The organism is Halostella salina (assembly GCF_003675855.1).
Classification (GTDB): domain Archaea; phylum Halobacteriota; class Halobacteria; order Halobacteriales; family Natronoarchaeaceae; genus Halostella; species Halostella salina.
Genome location: NZ_RCIH01000012.1, coordinates 42,137 through 69,064 on the forward strand (window position 1 = coordinate 42,137; position 26,928 = coordinate 69,064).

At 61.8% G+C, this 26,928-nt stretch carries 16 protein-coding genes and 2 pseudogenes; 8 read left to right on the forward strand and 10 right to left on the reverse strand.

Translation table 11 applies throughout. From position 1 onward, the window contains the following. Positions 1-76 precede the first annotated feature (76 nt). Complete coding sequence (locus tag D8896_RS18465; protein ID WP_121823588.1) at positions 77-979, reverse strand: DUF7351 domain-containing protein; 903 nt, start codon at positions 977-979, stop codon at positions 77-79. A 126-nt stretch (positions 980-1,105) separates the two neighbouring features. On the opposite strand from D8896_RS18465, the gene D8896_RS18470 reads away from it, so the two are divergent. The 3 genes from D8896_RS18470 to D8896_RS18480 all read left to right on the forward strand — a co-directional run bounded on the left by D8896_RS18470 (position 1,106) and on the right by D8896_RS18480 (position 5,279). Beyond that, positions 1,106-2,599, forward strand: a complete 1,494-nt coding sequence (locus D8896_RS18470; protein WP_121823589.1) for a M23 family metallopeptidase — start codon at positions 1,106-1,108, stop codon at positions 2,597-2,599. A 168-nt stretch (positions 2,600-2,767) separates the two neighbouring features. Continuing rightward, on the forward strand, positions 2,768-4,441 hold the full coding sequence (locus D8896_RS18475) for a hypothetical protein (RefSeq protein WP_240452094.1): 1,674 nt from the start codon (positions 2,768-2,770) through the stop codon (positions 4,439-4,441). 10 nt (positions 4,442-4,451) lie between these two features. Continuing rightward, positions 4,452-5,279 (forward strand): ABC transporter ATP-binding protein, encoded by an 828-nt coding sequence (locus D8896_RS18480; RefSeq protein ID WP_121823590.1) that lies wholly within the window; start codon positions 4,452-4,454, stop codon positions 5,277-5,279. Between the two features lie 13 nt (positions 5,280-5,292). Here D8896_RS18480 and D8896_RS18485 read toward each other — a convergent pair whose 3' ends face one another. Then, entirely contained in the window at positions 5,293-6,447 is a 1,155-nt protein-coding gene (locus D8896_RS18485) for an RNA-guided endonuclease InsQ/TnpB family protein (RefSeq protein WP_121823591.1), read from the reverse strand. 2 nt (positions 6,448-6,449) lie between these two features. After that, positions 6,450-6,839, reverse strand: coding sequence for an IS200/IS605 family transposase (tnpA, locus tag D8896_RS18490; RefSeq protein WP_121823592.1), 390 nt, complete (start codon positions 6,837-6,839; stop codon positions 6,450-6,452). A 589-nt stretch (positions 6,840-7,428) separates the two neighbouring features. Here tnpA and D8896_RS18500 point away from each other — a divergent pair. After that, complete coding sequence (locus D8896_RS18500) at positions 7,429-8,790, forward strand: restriction endonuclease (RefSeq protein WP_121823593.1); 1,362 nt, start codon at positions 7,429-7,431, stop codon at positions 8,788-8,790. A gap of 13 nt (positions 8,791-8,803) precedes the next feature. On the opposite strand, the pseudogene D8896_RS18505 reads toward D8896_RS18500, so the two are convergent. Beyond that, positions 8,804-9,379 (reverse strand): annotated as a pseudogene (locus tag D8896_RS18505) (hypothetical protein). 185 nt (positions 9,380-9,564) lie between these two features. On the opposite strand from D8896_RS18505, the gene D8896_RS18510 reads away from it, so the two are divergent. Further along, positions 9,565-10,500, forward strand: a complete 936-nt coding sequence (locus D8896_RS18510; RefSeq protein ID WP_121823609.1) for an alpha/beta hydrolase — start codon at positions 9,565-9,567, stop codon at positions 10,498-10,500. Between the two features lie 411 nt (positions 10,501-10,911). On the opposite strand, the gene D8896_RS18520 is transcribed toward D8896_RS18510, so the two are convergent. Next, a complete protein-coding gene (locus D8896_RS18520; RefSeq protein ID WP_121823595.1) occupies positions 10,912-11,217 on the reverse strand; it encodes a putative quinol monooxygenase in 306 nt (101 codons plus the stop codon). 797 nt (positions 11,218-12,014) lie between these two features. Next, on the reverse strand, positions 12,015-13,616 hold the full coding sequence (locus D8896_RS18530; RefSeq protein WP_162991653.1) for a helix-turn-helix domain-containing protein: 1,602 nt from the start codon (positions 13,614-13,616) through the stop codon (positions 12,015-12,017). A 137-nt stretch (positions 13,617-13,753) separates the two neighbouring features. Here D8896_RS18530 and D8896_RS18535 point away from each other — a divergent pair, with 137 nt between their 5' ends. From D8896_RS18535 to D8896_RS20225, 3 genes are all read left to right on the forward strand, one after another. Continuing rightward, the gene (locus tag D8896_RS18535; RefSeq protein WP_121823598.1) at positions 13,754-15,547 is read left to right on the forward strand and encodes a PAS domain S-box protein; all 1,794 of its coding nucleotides are present in this window, start codon (positions 13,754-13,756) and stop codon (positions 15,545-15,547) included. Between the two features lie 551 nt (positions 15,548-16,098). After that, complete coding sequence (locus tag D8896_RS18540; protein WP_162991654.1) at positions 16,099-23,289, forward strand: right-handed parallel beta-helix repeat-containing protein; 7,191 nt, start codon at positions 16,099-16,101, stop codon at positions 23,287-23,289. Between the two features lie 243 nt (positions 23,290-23,532). After that, the gene (locus D8896_RS20225; protein ID WP_449404873.1) at positions 23,533-23,940 is read left to right on the forward strand and encodes a DUF7342 family protein; all 408 of its coding nucleotides are present in this window, start codon (positions 23,533-23,535) and stop codon (positions 23,938-23,940) included. A gap of 73 nt (positions 23,941-24,013) precedes the next feature. Here the strand turns inward: D8896_RS20225 and D8896_RS19680 are convergent, their stop codons facing one another. The 4 genes and pseudogenes from D8896_RS19680 to D8896_RS18560 form a co-directional block, all read right to left on the reverse strand. Then, positions 24,014-24,493 (reverse strand): hypothetical protein, encoded by a 480-nt coding sequence (locus D8896_RS19680; protein WP_162991655.1) that lies wholly within the window; start codon positions 24,491-24,493, stop codon positions 24,014-24,016. Then, positions 24,490-25,738, reverse strand: a pseudogene (locus D8896_RS18550) (phage integrase SAM-like domain-containing protein). Before D8896_RS18550 ends, D8896_RS19680 begins: the two are co-directional and overlap by 4 nt. After that, positions 25,735-26,193 (reverse strand): hypothetical protein, encoded by a 459-nt coding sequence (locus D8896_RS18555; protein WP_121823601.1) that lies wholly within the window; start codon positions 26,191-26,193, stop codon positions 25,735-25,737. Before D8896_RS18555 ends, D8896_RS18550 begins: the two are co-directional and overlap by 4 nt. A 3-nt stretch (positions 26,194-26,196) precedes the next feature. Further along, a complete protein-coding gene (locus D8896_RS18560) occupies positions 26,197-26,739 on the reverse strand; it encodes a DUF7342 family protein (protein ID WP_121823602.1) in 543 nt (180 codons plus the stop codon). Positions 26,740-26,928: the final 189 nt, after the last annotated feature.

The following is a 26,928-nucleotide window of genomic DNA, read 5'->3' on the forward strand; positions in this document are numbered from 1 at the left end:
TTTAATAGAGCCGTCTCGGTATACTTTCCAATAATTCAGACGTTGCAGCTGAGCTGACTGACGGACACCAAGCCAGTTATTCAACGACAGCAGAACAGATTTCGAGTTCGTCGGTAACAGTAATTTTAGCGACGACGTCGTCATACGTGATGCTGATCGTGGCGGAGAACGGATCGTCGGAGCTGACCCAACCGATTACGTCAGGGAGCACCTGCTCTGTCGCTCGCATGCTACTTGCCTCACTGAGCGGAACATCGAGTTCGATCAGCGCCTTCGTCACCTGCGGTTCGAACTGTAGTGCACTGACGATATCGACAGTGATGAACCACGAGCATGTCTCACAGGTCAGCTCCGCAGTCGGTGTCGAGTCCTCATCAAGCCGCTCCCGCGGCACAGTGACGCTGGTAATGCCAGCACACGACGGGCATTGTCCCGTGCGAGCCAGTCCGACGTGGTGCATCATTCGGTCGTAGAGTGCTTTGTAGATCCCCTCTCCTTCGCGGACAGCGAGCCCGTTTTTCGGAAATCGGTACGTAGCTCCCCAGAACAGGTCACAAGCGGGGCATTCGACGGTGAGAAACTCCTGTTCGTACTTCCCTCGGAGCCCGGACCCGCAGTTCGGACAGGACTCCTCAATATCGAAGTCGGTCGGTATCGACTCTGTTGGTCGGTTCGCAATGACTGCCTCGTAGAGTGCGATAGCGCTCGCCGTAGGAACATACCCCTCCGCGATCTCTTCGATGTAGACACCGCGGAGCTTTTCCAGGTGGTAGTTGAACTTCCCGCTGTCTTCCATCTCTGTTGCTGCCATCAGTTCTGCGTACGAGAGCGTGCGCTGCTCCCGTACGTCCGACCGTGAATCCGGATCCACTGGCGAGTATCGCTCGAAAAAAGCGCGCAGAATGTCGAGTCTGATTTCGTGGCCGAGCAGCGCGAACGCCTCCTCCGACGCCACTCCCCCGTGATCACTGTTCGTCATACAGACTCGTTGAACGGTGGGGTCATTGAGTGCTCCCCTCCGCGATGTGTGTGAGTTGTTCTTGTGAATTTGGGCTCACAGAATACTTACACACCTGAATACTCATTTCTTACGCAGTACCTACGGATGTCGAATCAAGCTACATCACCGTCTCTGGGATCGCGTCTCCGCAAGCGAATCCAGTCTATCAGCCCGTTCTCCCTGACGCTGCTAGGGTTAATCGGGGTCCTTGGGAATTTATTCCCCGAGCTTGAGATACTCAAGTTGTTCCACCTGTTCTGGTTTTTCGCACTCTGGCCGTTCTTGTCGATGCTACTCAGCAGCACCAAGCACTCTCTCGGATTCAGCACTGACGACGAGGGGCCGCGAGACTGGCTCGAAATGGACTCCGGATGGCGAGGCCACTTCGCCTTTCTGATCGGTATCCCACTGTCGTTTTTGAATCCACTCCTGTTTCGACAGGACGCGATGCAACTGCTGGGGAGTCTCGTCGCTATCGGGAGACACCGGGGTTCGCTCCCCAATCCAGAAACGCACGACCAGGCCACGAGCTATCGACTGCCCGTTGAGGGGACGTGGACAGTCGTGAACGGGAGTCCGATCAAAGAGTACTCACACTCGTGGTTTCCCGCGACCCAGCGCTACGCCTACGACTTCGTGATCACCGACGAGGAGGGACGGAGCCGTCCAGCAGGCACGGATACGAGCATCGAGAACTACTACTGCTACGACCAACCGGTCCTCGCACCGGCCGACGGCGTCGTCGTCAATGTGCGTGACGATGATCCGGAACTCGGGCGAGCCGGTGGATTTTCTCATCCGCTCAAACGGAGTGTGACCGGGAACGCCGTCACGATCCGCCACGCCGAAAACGAGTACGGCAGTCTCATTCACCTCGTCCCGGGCAGCATCGAGGTCGAACCCGGAGATCGAGTGACGCGCGGCGAGCAGGTCGGCCGGTGTGGGCATTCGGGGAACTCCGCAGAGCCACATCTCCACTTCCAGCTCCAGGATCACCCGACGTTCGAGATCTCGGCGGGATTACCGATCCGGTTCGACGACGTTGACGTGGACACGCCGGGGGTAGATGTTGTTGAAGCGACTGGCTGGACGGAACCGGATGGGTCTGGCCGCTACATTCACGTCGGCCAGCGGGTGTCACATACTACTGACGGTGCGCCGCATCGATCCGAGGACACAGCTGGTCCGTCCGAGGTGACTGCTTCCTCGGGGCTCAGCCGCGTCCGGACGCTTGGCCGGGTCGCTACGGGTGTCTCCATCGGCGGCTTCGTCACCGTGCTCGCGGGGTTTGTCGTGCCGTCGTTACAGACGATTGCACTCGCGCTCGCGGGACTGGCCGGTCTCGGACTCGTGTATCAGGTCGGGCGGGGGCTCGTGAACGGTGATCGAGTCTGTCTCAGGTCTCTCGGAACAGTTTGTGGTGTCGGCGTGGCGGCGGCGTTGACCGGTGGCTTTGCCGCCCTGGATATACTTCCGGCACTTGACTCATCTGGGATCGGAACGGGGATGTTCGTGACTGGGTTCCTGTTGTACATCGCTGTCTGGGAATACGGGCGGCAAGACCTGTTCCGACTGATTGGCGGGGTAACTGACAAATGACCGCATCGCCAATACCGGGCTGTACGTCTACGCGACCGAACGCACTGCGCCGGAATTTTTCGATGACATGGACTTCAGTGCGCTTGGCAGTGACAACTCAGCGTCTACCCGCGGTTTGGAGACCGATTCGGCGGTCCGTGGAACGGGCGAATCTAGCGACTGATTCCGATGAACTGCGGGCTTAGAGACACGATGATCCGACCAACTCACATACCCACGTATGTCCGGCAGGGAATGAAAATCGCGCGGGCGGAGTGGATACGCCATCATCGTGAATTCGGAACTCCACTGACTGGTCGTCCGGTCATACTCGTCATCTTGGTCGGAATCGCCAGCGCTCTCGGGTGGCTCGGGTACTCACTGGGACGCGACCTCATCGCCGGACAGCCGCTTCCAGAGGGCGTGGTAAGTCTCTTTGTCAGTGCTGCGTTCATCTGGATGGTTTGGCGAAGTTCGAAGTACACGCACATTCGGTTCGAGCGCCTGGACCCGAATTTCCTGTTGACGACTGTCCCCGTCAGAACCGCTGCTCTGGGTCTACTGGGGTTCGTCTACGCGCGACTGCTCACTACGCTTGTCGTGCCGACGCTCGGAATCGCAATCGGCACCGCAATCGGACTCCGGTCGCCAACGGTCGTACTCACGATCACTCTCGCAAGTGCGTGCATTGCTTTGCTCGCCGCTGTACTCGGAGCCACCAGTAGACTCGCCGCCCGACTCGTCGCGCTTCGACTCGTGCGAGCACGGTACTATCGAGATCTCCTCATCGTGTTCGGCTGGATTCCGCTCATCTTCGCTGCGATGCTGCTGCAAGAGCTGTCATTCTCGCTTGCCCCGTTGGACGGACTCCTCGGTGCGTTACCGCTGGCATGGTTCGTGGACCTCGCGCTAATCGGCACTCCGAATGACACAGTCAGCTCACCTCGTTACACGCTACGTGTGGTTGCGTTCCTCGGTACCACAGTCCCGATTTTCACGGCCGGGACGACGCTCCTCGCTCGCCAGGTCTGGGAACACGATTCTACCAGTTCGACAGGGATTCGCGGTTCACACTCACTTCTCAAAACAGGGGTGGTCGAGCGATTTGTCGGTGAACGCATCCCGCGAGCGATGTACACCGTCGCTCGGGAGCGATGGCTGATGGAACGCCGAGTTCCACAGGGACTTCTGTCCACGGGCTATGCCCTCCTATTCATGGGCGTGGTTGGATTCCCGGTGGTCGCACTTGCCGGTGGTACAACCAGCCTGCTGGTGTTATTCGCAGTTACGCTCGGCCTCGTTACTGGCGTCGCGTTCAGTTCGGATCCAATCGGCACCGAATATCATGCCTTGCCGATGCTGTTCACGTCGGTCACGGGCCGGCAATTCGTTGGTGGGTCACTCCTCGCTGCGACCGTAGTCGGTATCCCGCTCATCGCCCTTATCATCGTTCCACTTGGCATCGTCGGTCCCGTTGGGTTTGGACAAACGTTCTTGATTGCCCTCCTCGGCGGTGCCGTCTGCACGTGTACCGCGGCGGTCGCCACTATGGTCGGACTGGGCGTCGAGCGGTTCAAATACGCTCCAGTTCCGTTTTTCTTCACCGACGTACCGATTTACGCGGAACTGGGCGCGGCCGCATTCCTTCGTCACGGACTGATTCTTACCATCGGGGTGTTCGTCAGTATACCAGCCTTCCTGGGAACCGCTCCGCCGATCTACGAGGCCATCGCAGCCCAGGGGGTGCCGACCGCCGTCGTCCAAATCGGTGCGCTTCTCCTCACACTGTTGCTTGCCGCTATCCTCACGAGAACCGCATTCAGGGCTGCAGTACACCGGTTCCGAGACTATCAACTCGGGTGACCTCCAGACGATGACCAACAGAACAAACGACATGGCGAGTGCGGATGACCGAGACCCTCGCACCGGAATGGATACGCAACCAGCAATCAGCACGGACGATCTGACGAAGACGTACAGCGACACGACAGCCGTCGATAGCCTCAATCTCACGGTCGAACGGGGAGCAGTGTACGGGTTTCTCGGTCCGAACGGGGCAGGAAAAACGACGACGATCCGAATGCTGACGGCATTGCTGCCATCGACCAGTGGCTCCGGACGCGTCGCGGGGACATCAATCACTAACCGCGAGGCGCTCATCGAACACATCGGCTACCTGCCCGAGTCACCACCGATCCACGGGGAGTTCACCGCCCGCGAGCAACTCGAATACCACGGCGGACTACGCAATATGACTCCAGCCGCCATCGGCGACCGGATCGAAACACTCCTCGCCCGATTCGAGTTGACCGACGCTGCCGACCAGCGAATCGCCACGTACTCGAAAGGGATGCGACAGAAGACCGGGCTAATCCAGGCGATTATGCACGAACCGGAGGTAGTCTTTCTCGACGAACCGACGTCCGGGCTTGATCCGCGTGCCGCCCGAACAGTACGGGAGACGATTACGAACCTCGCTGCCGAGGACACCACCGTGTTCCTATCCACGCACATTCTCCCCGTCGTCGAGGACATTGCGACCAACGTCGGCATCCTCTACGATGGCGACCTCGTCGCGGAGGGGCACCCCAGAGAGCTCACAAGTCGCAAAGCAATCGATGAAGAACAAACGCTCGAAGACGTGTTCCTCGAAGTCACAACCGAAGACGAATACCGAACGGATGAATCCGCCTTGGACTGACATCCTCCCACGGCTAAAGCCGTGGGGTTCCCCCACTGGGGGTTGAACCCACGGATATGGAGGGGTTCGCAGGTTCGTCGTCACGTTGGACGATGACCTGCGTTTCGGGCCGTGCCAGTACGGCCCCCGCCTCGGACAGCGGTTTCGAGAACTTGCCCAAGGCTCGTTTGCCAATATTCAGCGCGCCATTCTTGTCCGCGTTATCGTCCAGTCCACACTCAGGACACTCGAAGCGTCCCTGCGTCTCACGGACACCCTCGCAGGCACAGCGGTTGCACGTTTTCGACGTGTCGTATTCCTCGACCAACTGCACGTCGATGCCCGCATCGTGGGCCTTGTACTCGATGTAGTTGAGCAGGCGGGCAAACGGCATCTTGTGGGTCTTGTCGTTGACGTACCGCCCCTTGTCGTTGTTTTTGCGAATCCCACCGAGGTCGCCCACAACGATGACCGCGTTCCGTTCTTCGGCGTCCTCCACGATTTGGCGAGCAATCTTGTGGAGGCGGTCGTCCACCTTCCGCGCTTCCGCGTCACCGATACGCTCGACCACCTGCTGTCCCTGTCGGGATTTGGATTTGCCGATGGACTTCCGCAGTTGCTTGTAGTGTTCGCGGATACGGCGCACTTCCTCGCCATAGAACGTGGTCTTGCGGTCGGAGAGGAACGCACAAGTAGCGACCCACCGTGCGCCCATGTCGATAGCCAGTACGTCGTCGTACTCGTCTTGGACGGCCACAGACCGCTTGACGACGAGATGGATGTACCAGTCACCGTCACGGCGCACTAGTTCGCTGTCCCGAATATCGCCCTTGCGGACGAGTTGTTCGTCCTTATGCGGGACGTGGGCAGGACACCATATCGAGTTCCCCTGTCCACATTCAGGGTCGTAGACGGGGACGTTCACCCACCACGACGAGAGAACTGTGTCCTCGTCATGGGCCACGTCGAACACGTCGTTGCGAAGGATGACAGGTTGTTCGGTGTCGGGGTTCGGGTCTTTCTGTTGTTGGACTTTCGACGCCTGTTGTTTGGTCGCGGAGTAGAGGTTGGCGTCTCCGCCGTGAACCTCGGTCTGGAACGCCTCGTACTCACGGGTGAGCAGGTCGGCTTTCCTGTTGGTCAGCGAGTGGAGTTTGACCCGCACCGTGGTTGAGACGTTCCGTTGCATGACTACTCACCTGCTTGGGCGTCGATGTACTCCTCGATAACCTCGCTGGATACGTCGTCTGCACTGGAAACGAAGTACGAGCGCGTCCACAGCGACGGCAAGCCGAAGTCGAACTCGTCGCGGAGGTGGCGCGAGGAGTAGCCCTTGACCTGTTGCATGATCTTGTTCGGGGCGAGTGTCGGGTCGCCCGTGATGAACAAGTGGACGTGGTCGGGGCGAATCGCCAACTCCAGTATCTTTAGCCCGAGTTCGTCGGCTTTCTCCTCGATGAGTTCTTCGAGCCGGTCGCGTACCTCGCCCTCAAGCACCGATTTGCGGTACTTCGGACACCAGATGAAGTGGTACTGGAGTTTGTGGACGGTGGTACGCTCCCTGTCGAACCCACGAGGCATCGTCAGTATATAGAAATCACTCACCTAAAGATGTTATGCAAACATCCAACCCCAACCATGGCTATGAGCGTGGAGAGATTCCCAGTTGTCGGCTTCATCCCACCCCTGAAGGGGTGGGCTTTCGCCTCGCTACCGCTGTAATTATATTCAGCAACCTCCTTCTGACAGATACTGGGCAAATCACGTCTTGGACTCCCGCAGCACACTTCTATACTGACCGATTCACCCGGTCCAGCGTGGGAACTTTTTTAGAATCCTGTCTCACGTCAGTCGTTTTGATCGGCCTCTCAGACTGTGGTTGACGAGGTCCAGACTGCGCTTGAGGGAGAGCCGCCGATGCTCTGAGAGGTTCAGCACGACGGCTTGGCCCTCGACGCGGAAGCTAACGTACTCGACTGTGTCTCGGTGGGACTATGTGGGCGGTGCGACTGGGACCGATTCCGAACTGGCTGCAGCTACATTCCCGTTCATTCGTTGCTCCTGGGGGGTTCGGTGACCTCCACACCCCTCTCAGGGGTTAAACAAACAGGACGCCGTAGCGTTCGGCAACGTATTTGGTAGTTGCAACGTATTGACCACATAATTCAGAATGGCGGTACTGGACGATCTCTCGGGGTTCGAGTTCGAGGACGTGATGGAGGACGTGTTCCGGAACCTCGGCTACGAGAACGTCCGCCAGGCCGAGCGGACGGCCGACGAGGGCCGGGACATTATCATGGAGGAAGTCGTCGACGGCACTCGGCGGGGGATTGTCGTCGAATGCAAGCATACGGATACCGTCGGGCGACCAGTCGTCCAGAAGCTCCACTCGGCGATCGCGACGTTCGAGTTCAACGGTCCAAAGCGGGGGATGGTCGTTACCACCGGTCGGTTCACGGGTCCGGCTGAGGAGTACGCGGAGCGCCTCCAGCAGAACGACGACCCCTATCCGATCGAGCTGATCGATGGTGAAGACCTCCGGGAGATCGCAGACGAGGTCGGTCTCGACCTGTACAACGGCCGCATCGAGATCCTCTGTGACGAAACCCTCCGGCCGTACGATCCGGCGACCGATGTCGATGCACCCGTCACGGAGGCGTTCCGCGACATTGAGAACATCGAGGCCGCCGACCTTCCAGAACCGCATTCGGCGGTGACGTTCCGCCCGGTGGTCGCGGTCACCGCGGACACGAACGCCGTCTTCGAGACGTCGGTGGGCGTTATCCACCGGATCAACGACCGGACCCGATTCGTTGCCCACGCCGAACGCGGGCAGCCACAGGTCGTCGACGAGGACGTCGCGACGCTGGTCACCGAGAACCTCCACGCGACGGTCGATCTCGACGCCGAGCAGTTCGGAGAGGTGTTCGACGACGTTGAAGAGCGCCGGTTCGGCCAGACGCAAACGGAGTACAAGGACTGGGCCGTCGAGCGCCTCCAGCAACACCATACGACGACGGTCACCTACACCGGCGACAACAACGTCACGTACAACAAGACCTGCGAGCCGAACCGCTCGGACATCTCCGTGCAGTCGATCGAACCAGTGTACCTCCCCGAAGTTCGGCAGACCACCGACATCCAGGAGTACACCTACCCCTACGAGTACTACGTGGCAGGCCCGTCACGAGTGACCGCCGAAGACGGAATCCACCGCTGCGTCCACTGTGACACGAGCGGCGACGAGACGTACACCTACTGTCCGAACTGCGGGGCCATCGCCTGCTCCAGCCACATCAAAACGGAGCGGCTGGAAGGCGAACCGGTCTGTACGGGCTGTGCGGTGACGGAACGGTTCGCGCTGAAGACGAACTACTTCTACGACGAGGAGAATCTCGAGGCGTTCCGCGAGGAGTACGCCGATATGCCGCTTCACGAGAAGGCGATGGAGAACAAGTGGCTGGCCGGGGGAAGCGTTGTCGCGACGGTGCTGCTCATCGTCGGACTACTCGTCATCGGCGGCATCATCTGAGCGGGCTACGCGTTCACGCCGGCTCAGCGACCATCTCCTCGAGCGCGTGCTCAAGCGGGCCGTGGAACTGCCAGCTAGCCCGCTCGAAGGCTTACTCGGTCGGGCCATCCCAGCGCGGGAAGGCGGAGTGACCACTCACCTTGACGGTCCACTCGGAGGGGTCGTCGAACGGGTTTCGGGTCGGAAGTTCGACGACGTAGAGGTACTCTTCGTCGCCGTGGATGCCGTCGTCCGGATTCTCGACGCCGTGTCCGAGCAGAAACATCGGCTGGTCGAGGTGCTCCATATTGTCCGGGTCGAGGAGGTCTGCTGGCTGTGCTGCGTCGACCGTTCGGTCTGGGTCACCATCCAGATACAGGTCGACCGTCGAGAGCTTGTCGAGGAACATGAACGTCGCCGCCGTGTAGCCCGGTCCGCGTTCGGCACGAGTCGCATCGAGAAGCTCTTTCAGCTGTGCGAGATCCCGGAGGACGCTCCCTGGGTAGCCATCCGAATGTCGGTACACCTGCGCGACGCGATCGGTGCTGTCATCTGTCTCATCGGGCTGTTCGACTCGTTGGACGAATCGGAGTTGACTCCGTGTCGACATCGGTATTCGCCGGCGCGTGTGCGCCGGCACCCATCGCCGGCGCAGGAACAACACCACGCGATCAGTGACTTCTTGTGATCTGCTGTGGTGCCCAGTGATGATCTACCGCTAAACTGGGTGGAGTATTTAAACACATTTTTAGTATAACATTGGACGCAAGCTGATCTCTGCCCTCGTTTCTGATGATGTCAGTTGACGACCCAGCTGAACTGGAAGAACAGGTTGAGAGCGTCCAATTCCCGAGCAAGGGCCTGACGCTTGCCGGGCACCTCTACACACCGGATAATTCATCTTCGACGCCGTCCCCGGCCATCGTGATTGGGCACCAAACGACCGCAGTGAAAGAGCAGGGACCGGCCGAGTATGCCCAGCGGTTGGTCGAACAAGGGTACATTGTGCTCACATTCGACGCGGCCTACCAAGGAGAGAGCGAGGGCGAGCCCCACGGTCTAGAAGATCCGTTCCAGCGCGCAGAGGACTTCCGCAACGCCGTGTCTTACCTAACGACCCGCGAAGAGGCCGATTCCGAACGGATCGGCGTGCTCGGAATCTGCGGATCGGGCGGCTACGTCCCGTTCGCCGCACAGACCGACCACCGGATGAAGGCTGTGGCCACCGTCAGCGCAGTGGACCTTGCGCGATACTTCCGAGAGCCTGATCCCGAAGCATTCCAGGAGATGGTCAAACAGGCAGGCGCGTTGCGTAGCGAGGAGGCCGTCGGTTTCCCCGCTAAGCTGGTCAGTGCGCTGCCTGAACCGGAGGAAGTCGATGACTCGACTCCGCAGACCGTCCGTGAGTTTGTCGACTACTACAAGACGCCCCGCGGCCAGCACCCCCGGTCGACCAACAAGTGGGTGGCCCGCAGCGCCGACCTGCTCGATCAGTTCGACGCGTTCGCCGACATCGACAAGATCGCTCCACGACCCCTGCTGATGATCGCCGGTACTGAAGCATCCACGCTACCCCACAGTGAAGACGCGATCGATCAGGCCGGCGAGAACGCCGAACTCGTCATGCTCGAGGGTGCGACGTACGTTGACCTCTACGACAAGGACGAGTACGTCTCTCCGGCCGTGGAGAAGCTGACCGAATTCTTCGATCAGCATCTGACCAACGCCTAACACGCAGGTGTAACAGTACTGATTCCGGTCAGATTCCTGGGACACTACTCCGATTTCGGGTCGTTATCGCTGCCCCCATCACTGACCCCTACTGGAGTGTGTAGCGGTCTCGCCTACTCTAAGAACGATCCTCTAATCCTTCTCTCCAGAATTTAAGCGCCCGTAGACCGTAGGAGAATACAATGAACATCGTTACTGAATTCGTCATCAGCTCGCCGTCGCTGAACTGGGGACTGGACAGCGACAGCTCGCCCTGCTGTTCGAGGTGCCGTTGGGAATCGTCGAGAGCATAGCTCTCCATCAGAATCGGGTGAGCGACCACCCATTTTTTGATTTGTGGTGAGGATAGAAGGTGATCCGTCGCCCTACTACGGGTGCCCACGGTTGGGGGAGTGAAGGATCCGTTCAGCGTTACAGTTCCAGTTCGGTTGCGGAGTCGACTTCGAACTGGATGATTTCGGGCTCACCGTCGAGCAGGTCGGTGAGCGCGGCCTCGAACTCTTGGAAGTGGTCGGTCCGAGTGTGTGCCTCGAAGGCGGCCTCGTCCTCGTACTGCTCGAAGAATCGCACCACGTTCGGGTCGTTGACGTCGGTCGTTGCCCGGTAGTCGATCATCCCCTCTTCGGCTTGGGACCGTTCGACGAGATCCTCGATCAGGTCGAGTGCTTCCTCGCGCTTTTCGGGCGCAATCGGGAACGAAGCATGAAGTACGATCATCGCACGCTCATCCACAGACGCGCCGCTAAAAAACCTCAGGCATCGGTTGCAGTCGGTTAGCTCCGATAGACAGCGTTCGACCGAATCGAAATCCACACAAAGGGTCCGAGCGGTGAGCTAACCTATGTTGGAGGTGGCGCGGACGTACTCGGAGATGTTCGCCCCCGAACTTTTTGTGCTTCTCTGTAGTCTGCTCGTCGTCGGCTACGAGTGGCGCACGTCGTCGGAGGGTTCTCTCGGGGGGCTCAGTAAGCGTGTCATTGTTGTCGCGTGTGGATGGGGCATCGCATTTGCTATTTATCAGGGGGTTCCACGAGTCGTTGGGACACTTCCGGAGTGGGGAACTAACGCAACGGGAAGTGCAGGATTAGCTATCGGTATACTGGTAATTTGGTTTGGGTGGCGAATATGGGACTGGGGAAGCACTGTGCCCGAATTCGCTCTCCTTCTGGTGGGAGTGACCGTTCCTCACCTCCTCATCACGCCCTTCTGGGACATTTCGAGCCACGTCCTGTATGCGATGACACCAGCTGGCTATCTGTCGCTCGTCGATCGGCGGTTCGTTCCCCTCATAGTCGTGGCGCTCGGGATGGTCGTTGCTCGGCCACTTGCCGAAGCACACACGTGGTTGCAGTCGATCGGCGGTCTCGTCCTCGCACTGGCATTTTTGCTTGCTCTCTCCCGAGTCAGCTCTCGGACGGTCCGACCCTCAGACCATTAGGAGGTGGGGCACCGAAGACGGGCGGCGTCCGGTTCGGGACACGTCTCGGAGAAGAGTAGGATGGCCGGCGCCGACCTTAGCCGGAGTGCCACTCGTCCAGCAGCCGGTCGACGACCTTCCGCTGGGCCGTACGCAGGTGCTGGGTGAACGTCTGTCGCGCAATACCGAGCCGCTCGGCGATCTCGGTCCCGTTCGCGCCCCGCGGCCGATCGAAGTACCCCTCGTGGAAGGCGTGGCGGAGGTATTCGCGTTGCTTGTCGGTGAGGTCGTCGAACGGGTGGGTCGTGACCAGGTCGCTGTCGTCGTCGGTCCAAATCGTCTGCACGGAGACGCCCTCGAACTCGCGTTCGAGGGCCGATCGGAAACCGGAGACCGGCTGCTCCTCGCCGACGCGCCCCCGCACCGTCGCCGTGCCGTCTTCGACGATGGTCCGCTCGAAGCGCACTCCCTGGGAGCCGAGCACCTCCTCGGGCGTTGGTGGCTCGGCAACCACCGCACAGCGGACCGATCCGTCCGACACGTCGACATCATCGACGGTCACGGTGGAAACGTCGGTAGCGGCTGTGGCAACCGCCTCGGGTGAGTGCCCATCGAAGTGACAGAGGTACACCGTCGAGCCGTCGGTCCGGCCGACGACGGACGGACACTCGATCCGGGGAGTACCGGGCAGGGTCCCGGCGAGTGCGAGTAGCGGGACACCCGGATCCGAAACGGTGACCTCCACCCGGACACTCTGGTCGGCTAACAGGGAGCGCTTGCGGTCTAGTGACCGGAGCGCGTAGCCGACGGTCTCGGCGTACTCCTCGACCACACGCGCTTCGTCGGGATCGGGCGGGGTTGAGGAGAGGTACACGCCGAGGGCGCCGCTTTGCACGCCCTCGTACTGAATCGGCGTAGCGATGACGCTCTCGAACCCACAGTTTCGTGCGACTCTTGCCCACTCTGCGGACGCCGCCTTGCCGTCGAGGTCCGAGACGACGACCGTCTCGTTTTCCAAGTTGACTCGCCGGACGGGTTCGCCCTCCTGGAGCCCGTCGGTCGTCGTCACGGCATCCAGATAATCGTCGTGACCGGCGCTCGTTCGGGGACGGATAGTTCCGTCAGGCTCGGCGGTCCCGATCCAGGCCATCGCGTACGCGTCGTCCTCGACGAGACGGCGGCAGAACTGCCGGCAGAGGGCCGCCTCGCTCGCGGTGTCCCGGAGGACGTCGAGGACGGCCGTCTTGGTCCGGCGCTGGCGTTGTAGTGCGCGGTCGGTGCGATAGGTGTGGACCCCGGTCGCGACCTTGCTCGCGAGCACCTCGCCGGCGTCGTCCTCGCCCTTGCGGACGTAGTCGGTTACGCCGCGGCCGATGGCCTCGCTGGCGACGCTCTCGTCGCCCCGGCCGGTAACGAGCACGAACGGACGATCGGGATCCGCTTCGTGAACGGTCGCCAAGAGTTCCAGTCCGTCGCCGTCACCCAGCTGGTAGTCCGAGACGACGCAGTCCGGATCGAGTTCGGCGAACCGCTCCCTGCCCGCCGCGAGACTGTGTGCGAGTTCGACGTCGAAGTCGCCCTCCCGCTCGAGGAGTTCGCCGGTCGCCCACGCCCAGTGCTCGTCGTCGTCGACCAGTAGCACCGTCACCTCCTCCGGTATCACCGCGCTGTCGGTCGACGTGCGAGAGGAGACGGTCATTGTCGGGGGATGGTTCGGCATCGGGATAAACGTGGTACCTGCATAGGGTACCGAGGGCGGTGTCCAGCCGCTCCGGTTCTCGAGCCCCGATAATTATACGGTTTCTCGGTTGAACGATATGATAGAGGACCGAACGGATGACTACGGACGGCCTCGATGCCGATCTCTTCAAGCGGGTCCCCGACGGCGCACTCGCCTCGGATCCCGAAACGGGCGAGATCTTGGCGGTCAACGAGAAGCTCTGTGAACTGCTCGGGGTCGAACAGTCCGCCGTCCGGGGAACGACTCTCTCATCTCACACCGCGACAGGCCACCGGATGTCCGACTCGATAGTCGGCTCCAACCGACTCTCCCAGCCCGACGACGGGCCGGTCCAGTGGACTTGGCCGCTGGAAACGGCCAGCGAAGACGTGTTCCTCCTAGCGGCCCACAGCACCGTGGTGACGGTCGATGACGTCGACGTCGTGTTGACGACGGTCCGGCCGATCAGCGAACGACCGGAGCGAGAAACCGAACTGGCCGAGGCACGAACGCGGTACCGTCGGATACTCGACCACTTATCGGATTACGTGGTGATCCTCTCGGAACCGGGCGTCATCGAGTACGCGTCACCGGGCGTCGAAGAGACGCTCGGATACGCGCCCGACGCGGTCGTCGGTACGGACGCGTTCGAGTACGTGGTACCGGAGGATCGGGAGAGAGTGCGGTCCGCGTTCGTGGACCAACTCGAAACGCCCGGTGCGGAGCATCGGGTCGACTACCGCGTCCGAGCGAGTGACGGGTCGATCAAGTGGACCGAGGCCCGCGGCGGCAACTATCTGGACGACCCGTTGATCGACGGGATCATGGTGACAATCCGTGACGTCACCGAGCGCAAGCAACGCGAGCGGACACTCAGCTACCGCACAGCTCTGTTCGAGGCGGTCACCGAGTCCATCGACGCAGGCGTACTCGTCGTCGGGACCGACCGCGAAATACTCTGGTACAACGCCCAGTTCCGGGAGATGTGGGACCTTCCGAAAGAGGTCCTCAAGAACACAGTCGACAACGAGCGGGCGATCGAGCAGGTGCTCGACACCGTCGTGAATCCGGAGCGCTTCCGGGAGGCAACGGAGGAGCTGTACGAGCCCCCCTACGAGGCGGCACGCACGGAAATCGAACTGATCGACGGACGCTGGTTCGACCGGTACACCGCGCCTGTCGTCGACGAGGACGGCACCCGCTACGGCCTGTTGTCACTCACGCGCGATGTCACTGATCGCAAGCGCTACGAGACGCGCATCGAGACGCAGAATCGTCGGCTGGAGCGGCTGGCGGACGTAATCGCCCACGACATACAGACGCCACTGTCGACGGCCACGAAACTCCTGCAGTTGCTCGAGTTGGAACTGGAAGAGCCGGACGAGTCCGTCGCCGAACCCATCGCACGTCTCGGAGCGACGCTGGACCGCCTCGAGAGCTTTGCCGACCACCTGCCGCGGTTGGCCAGAGAGAGTACGGACGTCGAGACGGCCGTCGAGTGTTCGCTCGCTGATATCGCCGCCGACGCGTGGGCGGTGACCGACACCGGCGACCTCGAACTCGAACTGGGCGGGGACCGGACGTTAGCGGGGGATCCGACCCGTCTTCAGCAACTGTTCGAGAACCTTTTCGGCAACGTTCGCGAGTACGGTGTCGAGCGGGTTCATGGGGAGGCCACCGCGACGACGGTTTGGATCGAACCGACGGAGACGGGCTTTGCCGTCGCCGATGACGGTCCGGGTGTGCCCGAGTCGGTGCGGGACGATATCTTCGAGTACGGCGTGTCGACGGGAGACGGCGCCGGCATCGGTCTCGCAATCGTCCGGACGATCGTCGAGGCCCACGGCTGGTCGATTCGCGTGACCGACGGTCCCAGCGGTGGCGCAAAGTTCGTAGTCGATACGACCTGAGCGGATCACGGTGTGAACTGAGCTGTGCCGGTACCTGCCGTGGAGCAGCCGTAGAGCTATTGATCACTTGTAACTAATTCAACGTATGCTGGTACACAGTTTATAGGGAAGCCTCACAGGAACCGAGGTATGACTCGGAGCGCTGGAAATCAACGGGTACCCCATCCCGGTGTCGAGTGGTCCGAGAGACCTCGTCTCTTGGTCACACGCAAGACGGAGTCTTCCGTACGACCCCACGGCAACTGCCCTGCTCAACGTGTACACTCTACGGATGAGACAGTCGGCCCGAAAAGCGAGTCGCTACCAGTAGCAGACGACCGTGTCCGACAAATTCGAGTCGCACCTCCAGGAGCACACGGTCTGTCCGACCACGAGGGAGCGCTCGCGGCAGTGGCGGAACGACTCGACATCCTCGACATCCGTCGGGAATCGAGTTCCGGCACGCGGGTATCGACACGACCGAGACCGAACCGGGGGTGGGCGGCGTGAAACTCCGGGCGTTTGCGGTGGCAATGCTGATCTGTGTCGCAGTGTTGACGCTGGGCGGTGTGATGACGCCCGCAGCAGCACAGGCCGGGAACACTGCAGTCTCTGCCAATGACGACAGCTACACGGTGACGGCCGGTGAGATACTGACCGTCAACGGACCCGGCGTCCTCGAAAACGATGAGTCTGCGAGTGATATATCGGTGAACCGGACAGTGAGCGGTCCGAGTAACGGCACCCTGACGCTCCACTCCAACGGCTCACTCGAATACACCCCCGATCCCGGGTACACCGGCGAGGACACGTTCACCTACGAGGCCAGCGACGGAAACGGCTCGACCGACACCGCGACGGTGACGGTCACGGTTCGGGAGCCGGTCAACTACTCGGATCTGGCGGTGTCGAACACGACGGTCGTCACGAACGAGTCCGTGGACGTAACGGCGACGGTCACCAACGACGCCTCCAGCTCGCAATCGTACACGGCGGAGTTCGAGCGCAACGGCACGGTCGTCGACACGAAATCCGGAGTGCTGGCGTCCGGTCCCGGGGTCAACACGACCGTGACGTTCAGGACGAGTTTCTTGGACGCGGGCACTTACAACGTCACTATCAACGACCTCCCCGCGAAGACGATCACGGTCGAGGACCCGATCACCTACTCGGGTCTGACAGTGTCGACCCCGACCGTCGCCCCAAACGAGTCCGTCGATGTCTCGGCGACGGTCACGAACGACGCCCCCAACTCACGGTCGTTCACGGCGGAACTCGAGCGTGACGGCACGGTCGTCGACACGGAGACGGGAACGCTCGCCGCCGGCGCCGACACGCAGGTCACCTTCTCCACGAGTTTCTCCGAAGCGGGAACCTACGACGTGACGATATCGAACCTCACGGCGACGAGCGTCGTCGTCGACGACACGCTCATCCCCGGCTGCCGGGTCGTCGACGACTCCGGCCACTACACCCTCGACGGCGACATCGCGGAGAACGCGACCGACGGTTGTATCGAGGTGACCGCCAGCGACGTGGTCATCGACGGACAGGGTCACACCCTCGACGGCGTGGACGAGACAACGGGCATCGGCGTAGCTGTCACCGGCTCCGGGCTCTCCAACGTCACGGTGCGGAACCTGACCGTGACCGGCTTCGACTCCGGCGTGAAAGTCGTGGACGCGGCCGGCGTCACGCTGCGGAACGTCACCGCAAACCTCAACGGCAACGACGGAGTCCACCTCGACGGCGTGGACGACGCGACGATCGTCGACGCTGACCTCTCGAACAACTACAGACAGGGTATCTGGACCGAATCCGTGAGTACGTCCCTCGTCGTCCGGAGCAGCACCATCTCCTCGAACGGGGAGGGTGGGGGCGGGTACTCCGGGGTGTACGTCGGCTTCAGCAGCGCCGACGTCACTGTCGAGAACAGCACCATCGACGCGAACCCGGGCGAGGGCATCGGCGTGTTCGATACCACGGGGGTGGCCATCCGGAACAACACGATTTCGAGCAACGGCGGCCCCGGTGTGGTGGTGACCGACGGAGCCGCCGACGCCACCGTGGCCGACAACGACCTCACCGCGAACCAGCTGGGAATTCAGGTCGGCAGCGCCATCGGCGGCGGCTTCACCAGCGCCGACGACGCCACACTCTCGAACAACACCGTCTCCGGCAGTGCGAACGAGGGTATCCAAGTCCTCGGTTCCGACGATATCACGGTCTCGGGCAACGACGTGACGAACGTCGGAACCGGGACGTCCGTGCCGCCGCCGTTCGCCATCAACGTCACGGCCTCGAACGGGGCCACCGTGGAAGCCAACACCGTCGAGAACAATCCCTTCGGTGGCATCTACCTGCTCGGCTCCGCCGACGGGAACGTCCGCGGCAACGATGTCAGCGACGGGCAGTACGGTCTCATCACCGAGGACGCCACCGACGCGACGGTCGAGGACAACACCGTCGCCGAGAACACCTACGACGGCATCGCCGTCATCGGCGGCAGCGACGCCGTCGTCGAGAGCAACACCGCGACGGGCAACGAGTGGGGACTGTTTCTCGCAGTAACGGAGAACGTCACGGCGGTCGGAAACGACGTCTCCGGGAACGTCAACGGCACGGCCCTCGACGCGGCGACGGACGTCACGCTGACCGACACCGAGGCGACGGGCAACACGGACTGGGCGATCTACGCCGAGAACGGTTCGACGGTCGCCGCGGCGACGAACTACACGATCGTCGACGGCGGCTCCCTGAACTTCTCGGCGCACGACATCGGGGTCAGTCGGGACGCGTCGCCGCCCGCACTGCCCGCGTGGAAGGCGCAATTCGGCCCGTATTTGTACGCTGACAACACCGCCGCCGACGGCTGGCTGAACCTCACCGTCGGCTACGACGGCTCGGCGCTGTCCACGGGCCAGAACGAGTCGACGATGCGGCTCTGGCGACACGACGGTAGCTGGGCCGACGATGTCGGCGGGACGAACGCAGTTGATGAATTCGACGACACCGTCACCGCCAACGTCACCGACTTCAGCACGTTCGCCCTGCTGGCCGACGAGGAGCCGGTGATGAACCTCTCGACCGACGAGTACGACTTCGGAGACCAGCACCTCGACGACTCCAACGACACCGCCAGTGTACCCGTCACCAACGACGGCGCCGCGCCGCTGAACGTCACCGGCGTCGGCATCACGGGCGACAACGCAAGCGAGTTCGCCACACCGGCGATTATCGAAAACATCACGATTCAGCCCGGCGACACCGACGAGATCGATGTCGAGTTCGGACCATCCGCGCGCGGCACGAAGAACGCGACCCTCGTGATTGCCCACGACGCCAGCGACGAGTTCTCGAACGTCTCGGTGTCCGGCACCGGCGTCGCCCCCGACGTGAACGTGACGTCGACCACGCCGGTCGAGTTCGGAGACATTCCCATCGGCGAGCTGTCCGGAACGAGGACGGTCACGATCGAGAACAACGGGACGGCCCCGCTCAACCTCATCGACGCGGAAATCCGGGGACCGGACAGCCCCTCGTTCGACTTTTCGCCCGGCGAGCCGACGCCGTATCTCCTCCGGCCGGGGCAATCGCGCACAGCCGAGGTCGAGTTCCAGCCGCTGTCGGCAGGCGACAAGACCGCCTACCTCGACGTCACCACCAACTCCACCGAGCACCCCCAGGTCAACGTCACGCTGGCCGGGACGGGCGTCGACACGACGCCGCCGACGCTCTCTGACGTGACTATCGCCGACGACGACGGCGACGGCTACGTCAACGGCACCGATAGCCTGTCGATTCAGGCGGACGCGTCGGACGCCGAAACAGGCATCGCCGCGGTCGCGGTGAACGCGTCGTCGCTCGGGGCCGGGAACTTCAGCTTCGACGGGGACGAGTTACCAATCGACATCTCCCCTTCGGTCGACTCGGCGGAGGCAGATGGGGAGGGACCACACGCGGTCACGGTGACCGCGACCGACGAGGCCGGCAACCCGGTCTCCGAGAACGCTACCATCTCCCTCGACACGACGCCCCCGACGGCGACCATCACGAAACCGACTGAGGGCACGGTGCTGAACGACTCCGATCCGCGCATGGAAGGGACCACGACGGACGAGATCTCCGGCGTGGGTGCCACGAACCTCGATATTCACTACGGGGACGCCTGGGAGGGCACCGGAATCGTCAACGAGAGCACCGGCCACTGGGAAGCCGTGCCCATCGTCGGCGGCCTCGCCGACGGTGAGTACACGCTCACAGCGCAGCCAGTCGACAACGCCAGCAACGTCGGTTCGGTCGAGACGGTGAACGTCACCGTCGACACGACGCCGCCGACGATCTCGGACGCGATGCTCACCACGGACGCGGGTGGTGCGTATCTCACCGACGGCGACCAGGTGACGGTATCGGCCACTGTCACCGACGCGACGACGAACGTCGAGAGCGTGACGGCAAACGCCTCGGCGTTCGGGGCGGGGACAATCGATCTCACCGACGGTGACGGGAACGGCAACTACACGGCGACGTTCACCGTCGATGGGGCGGCAGCCGAGAGCGAGAGTTACGCCCTGTTCGTGAACGCCACGGACACCGCCGGCAATGAGAACGCCTCGACGACTAACACCCTCGCCCTCGACGTGGACGCACCCACTATCGAGGCTGCGACGCTGACCGATGCCACCGACGGCAACGGTGTGGTGAACGCCAGCGACCAGATCACTGTCGAGGCGATCGTCACCGATCCGGAGAGCGGCGTGGCGAACGTGACGGCGGATGCCTCGGCCTTCGGCGCGGGGACGGTCGAACTGACCGACGGGAACGACGACGACACCTACGACGCCACGGTCGCGGTGGACGAGGGTGCGGCCGACCCCGACGGTAACTACTCGGTTTCGGTGACAGCCGTCGACGGTGTGGACCTCTCGAACGAGACGGCGACGAACGCGCTCGTCCTCGACACGACCGACCCGACGCTCACCGTCACGCATCCGGACGAAGGAGCGGTGCTGAACGACTCCGACCCGCGGATGGAAGGGGACGTTACGGACGCACTCTCCGGTGCGGTGACCGTCGATGTTTACTATGGATCCGCGTGGGAGCGCGAGGCGGTCATCAACCACAGCACCGGTCACTGGGAGACTCCACCCATGGTTGGGGGCCTCAACGACGGCGAGTACACGCTTACGGCCCAGCCAACCGACAACGCAGGCAACGTCGGTCGGAACGAGACGATCAACGTCACCGTCGACACGACGCAGCCGACGGTTTCGGACGCGACGGTCACGACTGACGCTGGCGGCGCGTACATCACCGGCGGTGACGAGGTCACCGTCTCCGCGAACGTCACCGACGCGACGACGAACGTCGAGAGCGTGACGACGAACGCTTCGGCCTTCGGCGCAGGGACGGTCGACCTGACCCACTGGAACGGTGACAGCTACACGGCGACGTTCACCGTGGACGCCTCGGCCGCCGAAAACGGAACCCATTCGCTCGACGTGACCGCGACCGACGAGGCCGGCAACGGAAACGCCAGTACGACCAACAGCCTGTCCGTCGACACCAGTGCGCCAACCGTCGAGAACGCCACCCTGACCGACGCCAAGAACGGCGACGGTGCGGTGAACGCCACCGACGAAGTGGGTATCGAGGTGACCGTCACCGATGCCGACAGCGGCGTGGAGAACGTGACGGCGGACGTGTCGGCCTTCGGTGCGGGAACGGTCACCCTCACCGACGGCAACGGTGACGACACGTACGGAGCCACGGTCAGTGTAGACGGAAGCGTGGCGGCCGTGGACGGCAACCACTCCGTGACGGTGACGGCCGAGGACAAGGTGGACCTCTCGAACGAGACGGCGACGAACGTGCTCGCTCTCGACACGACCGGCCCGACGGTGACTATCACGACCCCGACGGACGGGGCCGTGCTGAACACGTCCACGCTCGCACAGCGAGCGACTGCGGACGACGCGACGTCGGGCGTGGCCCTCGTGGAGTTCGACTGGGGCGACGGCTGGACGGATGGCCACCAGGTTGGGGATCACTGGGAGTATCCGACGCCGGAGACCCCAACTCCGGTGGTTCTGCCGGACGGTTCCCACACCGTCACGGCGCGAGCGACCGACGAGGCCGGAAACGTCGGTCCGGCCGAGACTGTGAACGTCACCGTCGATACGACCGATCCCGTGGTCGAGGATACTGCGCTCGGCCGCGAGGACGGGCTCTCCCCGGACGCGACCGTCGACGTGTCGGTCAACGCTTCCGATCCGACCACCGCAATCGAGGCGGTCACGGTCGACGGTGACGCACTCACCCGGGACGGTACCTGGTGGAACGGCACCGTCCGGGCCAGTCAGTGGCTCGGCACCTACTCGGCGAACGTGACAGTCACCGACGAGGCGGGCAACGCCGTCGGGCGGGCGCTGAACTACACCGTCGGAACCGAACACCCCCTCGAGGAGCGGGACAGTGAGACGGTTCACGCCGAACCGAACGACGGCAGCGTTCAGGAGGTTGCCATCACGCTCGACGGGGAGTCGTCCGACGCCGTCGACAACGAGACGGTGCTGGTCGGAACACCCGAATCGAATCCGGTTGCGGACGCTCCCGGGGGAGACGGAACGACCCCTCTCCAGTTCTTCCAGGCTAACACCACCATCGATAACGCGAATATCGAGGAGGGCGTCCTGAACGTGAGCGTTTCACGCGACCGCATCGACCGCCGGTACATCGTCCCGGAGAACCTGTCGTTCTGGGTGTACGACACCGATGCGGGAACGTGGATGAACGAGAGCGTCACGGGGGAGTTCGTCGCCGAGAACGGCAGCCACCGATTCTACGAGGTGACCGTCCCGCACTTCTCGACGTTCGCGATCTCCGGCGAGATGGAATCGACAGCACCAACTGTCACCCTTCGGTCGCCTGGTGACGGGGCGACGGTCGACTCCTCGTCCGTGACTATCACTGCCGATTACAGCGACGACTACGCAGGTATCGACACCGGGAACGTCACCATGCAGGTCGACGGAGACACGGTCACCGACGCGGCGACGGTTACCCCGACCGAGATAACGTACGACACGACCGGGCTGGACGAGGGGCAACACGTCGTCACGCTCATCGTCCCCGACTCCGCCGGCAATACGAACACCGAGGAGTGGTCGTTCACCGTCGAGACATCGACCAACATACCGGCCGACACGCCGTCCGACGGAGGCGTTGTCGATAACAGCGATAGCGACGGTGACGGCTCCGACGATACCGGGGGCGATGCTGACGACAGCGACGACGGTCCCACCGTGACGCTTCGGGATGTGAACGTCTCCCGGACGACAGTCGAAACGGGGGAGACCGTCACTGTGAACGCCACGCTCGCTACGGACGGTACCCGGACCACCAACGACACCATAGCCCTCCGTGTCAACGGCGTTCCCGTTCGGAACGAAACGCTCAGTGTACCGGCCGAGGGGACCCGGACCGTCACGCTGACCCATTCCTTCGACGACCCCGGTGAGTACGCCCTCGCCATCGGCAACGAGTCGGTCGGCCCGGTCACCGTCGAAGCGGACCGAACCACGACGACTGAACCCACAGACCGATCCGATGAGACCACGGACACAGCGGACGACGAGACGAACACTGATTCCGGGATGTCCCCAACCGAGCGGACCACCGGCAGGAGCACCCCCGGATTCGGTGTCATCGTCGCGTTGCTTTCGCTGCTGGCGGCTGCACTCCTCGCGCTCCGACGGCACTGATCGAATCTGTCATCGTCGCAGACGATGATCTATATGCTGGGGATCTGCTCCCTGAGATTCAAACTAGGTAGCAAGGCAAATTCCCCGCCCCACCGTGGGCGGGGAGGAAGCCGACGCCCGCTGCCACAAGCCCACCGACTACTGAGTACCTTTACTATCTATCGAAACTCGTGGCGGACAGCTACCTAAGGCGCACCGCAATTATCCCCCCCATCCTCACCCGCGATCAGAAGCAACTGCTCGATGCCACCATCAACGAGTGGCAAACTGCCTGCTACACCAGCAGCCAGATCGGATGAGAACACGGTGAAACGCGGAAAACGTACCTCCAAGACCTCGCCTACGACGAGGCGTGACGAACTGGAGAGTCAACTCACGGAACTGAAGGAGCAACAGGAAGCGTTGGCTGCGGAGTACGACGTCAGTTCTCTCGATGAGTTCAGAGAACGACTCGCGGACGAGGAGTTCTCGGCTGGGCTGTCGCTTTTCTGGGCGACTGCAGCCATTGGATCATTAACATCATCCGGAAGAATTTCGTCGACGATTTCGTCGGCATTCAAAGAAGGCTCATCATCGGTTGGCATATACTGTAATTGCAGATATCAAGGGACAAAACGATCCCGGCGAGAAGAGCGAGAATGCCGAGAATAAAGCTATAGATTGCCCATTGACTGAACTTCGCCCGTTCGGTGATGACTTGGTCAGCCTCCTCGATCCATTTAGCCTATCCACGATATGTGACCTGAAGGTGATACTGGGTCTCGGAGAAATTATTCTCGATAGTATCCTCTGCAAGGGACTTTTGTGGGCCTGTTTTGACGGGCTTATTCCGGAATGCTATACCGGCGAGGAGTATCGAACAAACGAAAGCAGATACCGATATCAGTGACCCCCTATTCAGGTATTCAGAAAGTGTGATTTGTGATGCGACAGAAGCGAGTATAGTGAGAACAAGCCCATTCAGCTGAATGATGCGGGTGGCCTTAGTCGATAGTTCACCAACGTTTGTAAGCGATTCTTGGTGTGTACGCTGGAGATCATCTCGAAGTAATTTGAGTGTTTCTGGATTCAAATCAGGGGTATCTGAGCCAGTCTCTGAATCAGAATCTGCAGTTGCGTTTTTCGAATCCGTTTTCTCAGTCGTCATAGGGGAAAATTTAAACGGAAGGTAATCAATATCGGCGGATATGAAGAGCTCCCTCACCCGTCAGTAGATAGCTCAGCTTGCGAATCAATCTCGTTGAGTGCCTCTGTAGCGACATCACCTAATTCACCCGCCTCAATATGCGAATATCGTTCACGAACCATTTCCTCAGAGTTGTCGAGATATCGAGCTGCGACCGTGTACCCGAAGGCCCGGACGAGGACCTCACCCATCCCACGTCGACCTCCGTGGGGGCGAGATAGTCGTGCTTCGGATGGGCGATGTCGATATCCGCTTCCTCTGAAAGTCGCTGGAGGATCGACCGGGCACCATCGGTCGTGATCGACGGGGGTCGCACATCCTCGTCAAGCGCCAACAGAAGGTCACGAGCGTACTCGTTACGCCGCTTGTCGATTACATCCGGCTGATCGCCTCGCTCGCTCAGCTCGTCTTGTACGAGCGTCGCCAGCGTCCGTTGGTCGAACGTCGGAAACACCGGCCAGCGCTCCGTCGGTGGGTCCAGCAGCTGGCGGTAGCTCCGCAGCGGCGAAATCACCGGGTCAGGGTGGCTCGCTGCGTCCCATTGCTGTTTCTTTCGGTAGACGTCCATACTCCCGTCATCGAGCGAGAGGTCCTCCCAGCGGACGCCGCGCCGGCGCGGATCGTTTGGATCCCGGAGGAGTTCCCCAACGCGGACAGCTGTGTACGCGAGGACGAACACCAGAGCTCGGTCACGAGCCGCCTTCAGCGCCGCGTAGCGCGCTCGCTGCTTCTCGAGGGGGGCAGTCTCCTCTGGAAGTGTCGTGTACGCCTCGACGGCGTCGCGTGCACGTTCGTCGACGTGGCGGGTGAGGGCGTGGCGCTGTTCTGACGTCCAGGCCTGCTGGTCGCCGGGCTTGCGGCCGTCGTCTTCCGGCAGCGGCGCCATCGCACTCGCCCGCTGGGCGTAGTGCGCCTCTAGATACCCCTCGTTGACACACCACACGCACCACGCAGAGATATAGCGGTCATAGGTTTGTACCGTGTTCTGCTTGAGTCCCCGACTCCACTGAGATGTCGGGCGTACTCCCGGAACACGCGTTCGTCGAGGTCGTCGAAAGTCGGCTCCCGGTCGACGTCGTCAGGGACGATGCCGGTCCAGTCGTCGCCCTGGTCGCCGGCGGCCCACTCAGCGAATCGCTCCAGCTCGCGCGCAGCGTTGCGTCGATAGTTCCCGCTGTCGCCACCGCGGCCTTTCCCCTTGTCCTGGAGGTAGCGCTCGAAGGAACTCGCGAGAGACTGATCGGTGCGTTCTCGGGGTGTCATAATTCTTCGTTCTCGTACTGGTAGGTCGGACGAACGTCCTTGAGGAGCTCTTCGACGATTTCCCAGAGAATCAGGGAGGGAGTCTCGTGTTCGAATGTGATCCCCCAGCGGTCCTCTGTATCGGCGACTGAGTACTGGAAATGCGTCCGTCCCAGATCGGGATGGTCTCCGTCCTGGTGCCAGCCGGCGTGAAAGCCCGTGTTCGGGTCGGTGTAATTGATGCGGAACCAATCGTGTGGGTCCTGTCGATACCACTTGACGGACAGTTCCGGCGAATCAGGGCCTGTCGGGGGATCCAGGCGGGCCGGATCGAAGATCGCCCGCAACTGCTTGGCCTCGATATCGTCAGGAGCGTACTCGACTGCCGAAATCTGTGGCACTCGGTCAAGGACGTCTCGCTTCAGTTGGGCGTAGAGGTTCGCGTTCGGATCACCACCTGGATGTGGGACCGACATCCGTTAGCTGCTGGCCTCACCGGGTTCTGTCGTCGGCGTGAGAAAGTCCCATTCGCGGATGGCGAAGCCGACGATTTCGATGCGCCGTTGGAGGTGTTCCCACTCGTGGGCGATTTTACGGCGTCTGTCTTCTTCGTCGGCGTCGAGACCCTCCTCGGCGAGCGTTCCGCGAAGCTGGTTCGGTGACTCAACGTCGAATTCGTCCTCCCAGTCGCGGATCTGCGCCTTCATGTCGGCGAGACGGTCCGTGAGCTCCTCGACAGTGTGTCCGCTGTCCCGGAGGCGCATCGCCTCCTGCATCGCCTGACGCCGGTAATCGGGGTAGTACGTAGTGTGCGTCCCGCTGTCGTCGCGATGGAGGATCCCGTCGTCGACGAGCCGTTTGAGGACACGCTTGGTCGGCTCGTGTGACCAGCCCGCTTCAGAGGCGATCCAGTTGACCGTGCGCGGCTCCGACAGCTGTCGGGCGACCATCCGGACCCGATCTTCACCTGTGGTTTGGCTGTCCATGATTCCTTCCTCGGAACTCGATTCGTCTTCGGTCATACGTTACCGTTCACGCTCTATCCAAATATAGATTGAGGTCCTTCGTTCTATATCGAATTACTATATTCCGCCAGTTCTTCGACGTAGGTGAGCGGAACCACAGCAAATTCGAAGTCCGGTCTCAGTACCTCTACCTCGGGGGAAGCACCGTCGTGAGGCGATTGCAGCATTAGTGTACTTCAAAGTAGT

Excerpts from the sequence above, each read along its gene's own strand:
- D8896_RS18465 (WP_121823588.1), bottom strand. The coding sequence starts at position 979 with ATGACGAACAGTGATCACGGGGGAGTGGCGTCGGAGGAGGCGTTCGCG.
- D8896_RS18470 (WP_121823589.1), top strand. The coding sequence starts at position 1,106 with ATGTCGAATCAAGCTACATCACCGTCTCTGGGATCGCGTCTCCGCAAG.
- D8896_RS18475 (WP_240452094.1), top strand. The coding sequence starts at position 2,768 with ATGAACTGCGGGCTTAGAGACACGATGATCCGACCAACTCACATACCC.
- D8896_RS18480 (WP_121823590.1), top strand. The coding sequence starts at position 4,452 with ATGACCAACAGAACAAACGACATGGCGAGTGCGGATGACCGAGACCCT.
- D8896_RS18485 (WP_121823591.1), bottom strand. The coding sequence starts at position 6,447 with ATGCAACGGAACGTCTCAACCACGGTGCGGGTCAAACTCCACTCGCTG.
- tnpA (WP_121823592.1), bottom strand. The coding sequence starts at position 6,839 with ATGCCTCGTGGGTTCGACAGGGAGCGTACCACCGTCCACAAACTCCAG.
- D8896_RS18500 (WP_121823593.1), top strand. The coding sequence starts at position 7,429 with ATGGCGGTACTGGACGATCTCTCGGGGTTCGAGTTCGAGGACGTGATG.
- D8896_RS18510 (WP_121823609.1), top strand. The coding sequence starts at position 9,565 with ATGTCAGTTGACGACCCAGCTGAACTGGAAGAACAGGTTGAGAGCGTC.
- D8896_RS18520 (WP_121823595.1), bottom strand. The coding sequence starts at position 11,217 with ATGATCGTACTTCATGCTTCGTTCCCGATTGCGCCCGAAAAGCGCGAG.
- D8896_RS18530 (WP_162991653.1), bottom strand. The coding sequence starts at position 13,616 with ATGACCGTCTCCTCTCGCACGTCGACCGACAGCGCGGTGATACCGGAG.
- D8896_RS18535 (WP_121823598.1), top strand. The coding sequence starts at position 13,754 with ATGACTACGGACGGCCTCGATGCCGATCTCTTCAAGCGGGTCCCCGAC.
- D8896_RS18540 (WP_162991654.1), top strand. The coding sequence starts at position 16,099 with ATGACGCCCGCAGCAGCACAGGCCGGGAACACTGCAGTCTCTGCCAAT.
- D8896_RS20225 (WP_449404873.1), top strand. The coding sequence starts at position 23,533 with ATGCCACCATCAACGAGTGGCAAACTGCCTGCTACACCAGCAGCCAGA.
- D8896_RS18555 (WP_121823601.1), bottom strand. The coding sequence starts at position 26,193 with ATGTCGGTCCCACATCCAGGTGGTGATCCGAACGCGAACCTCTACGCC.
- D8896_RS18560 (WP_121823602.1), bottom strand. The coding sequence starts at position 26,739 with ATGACCGAAGACGAATCGAGTTCCGAGGAAGGAATCATGGACAGCCAA.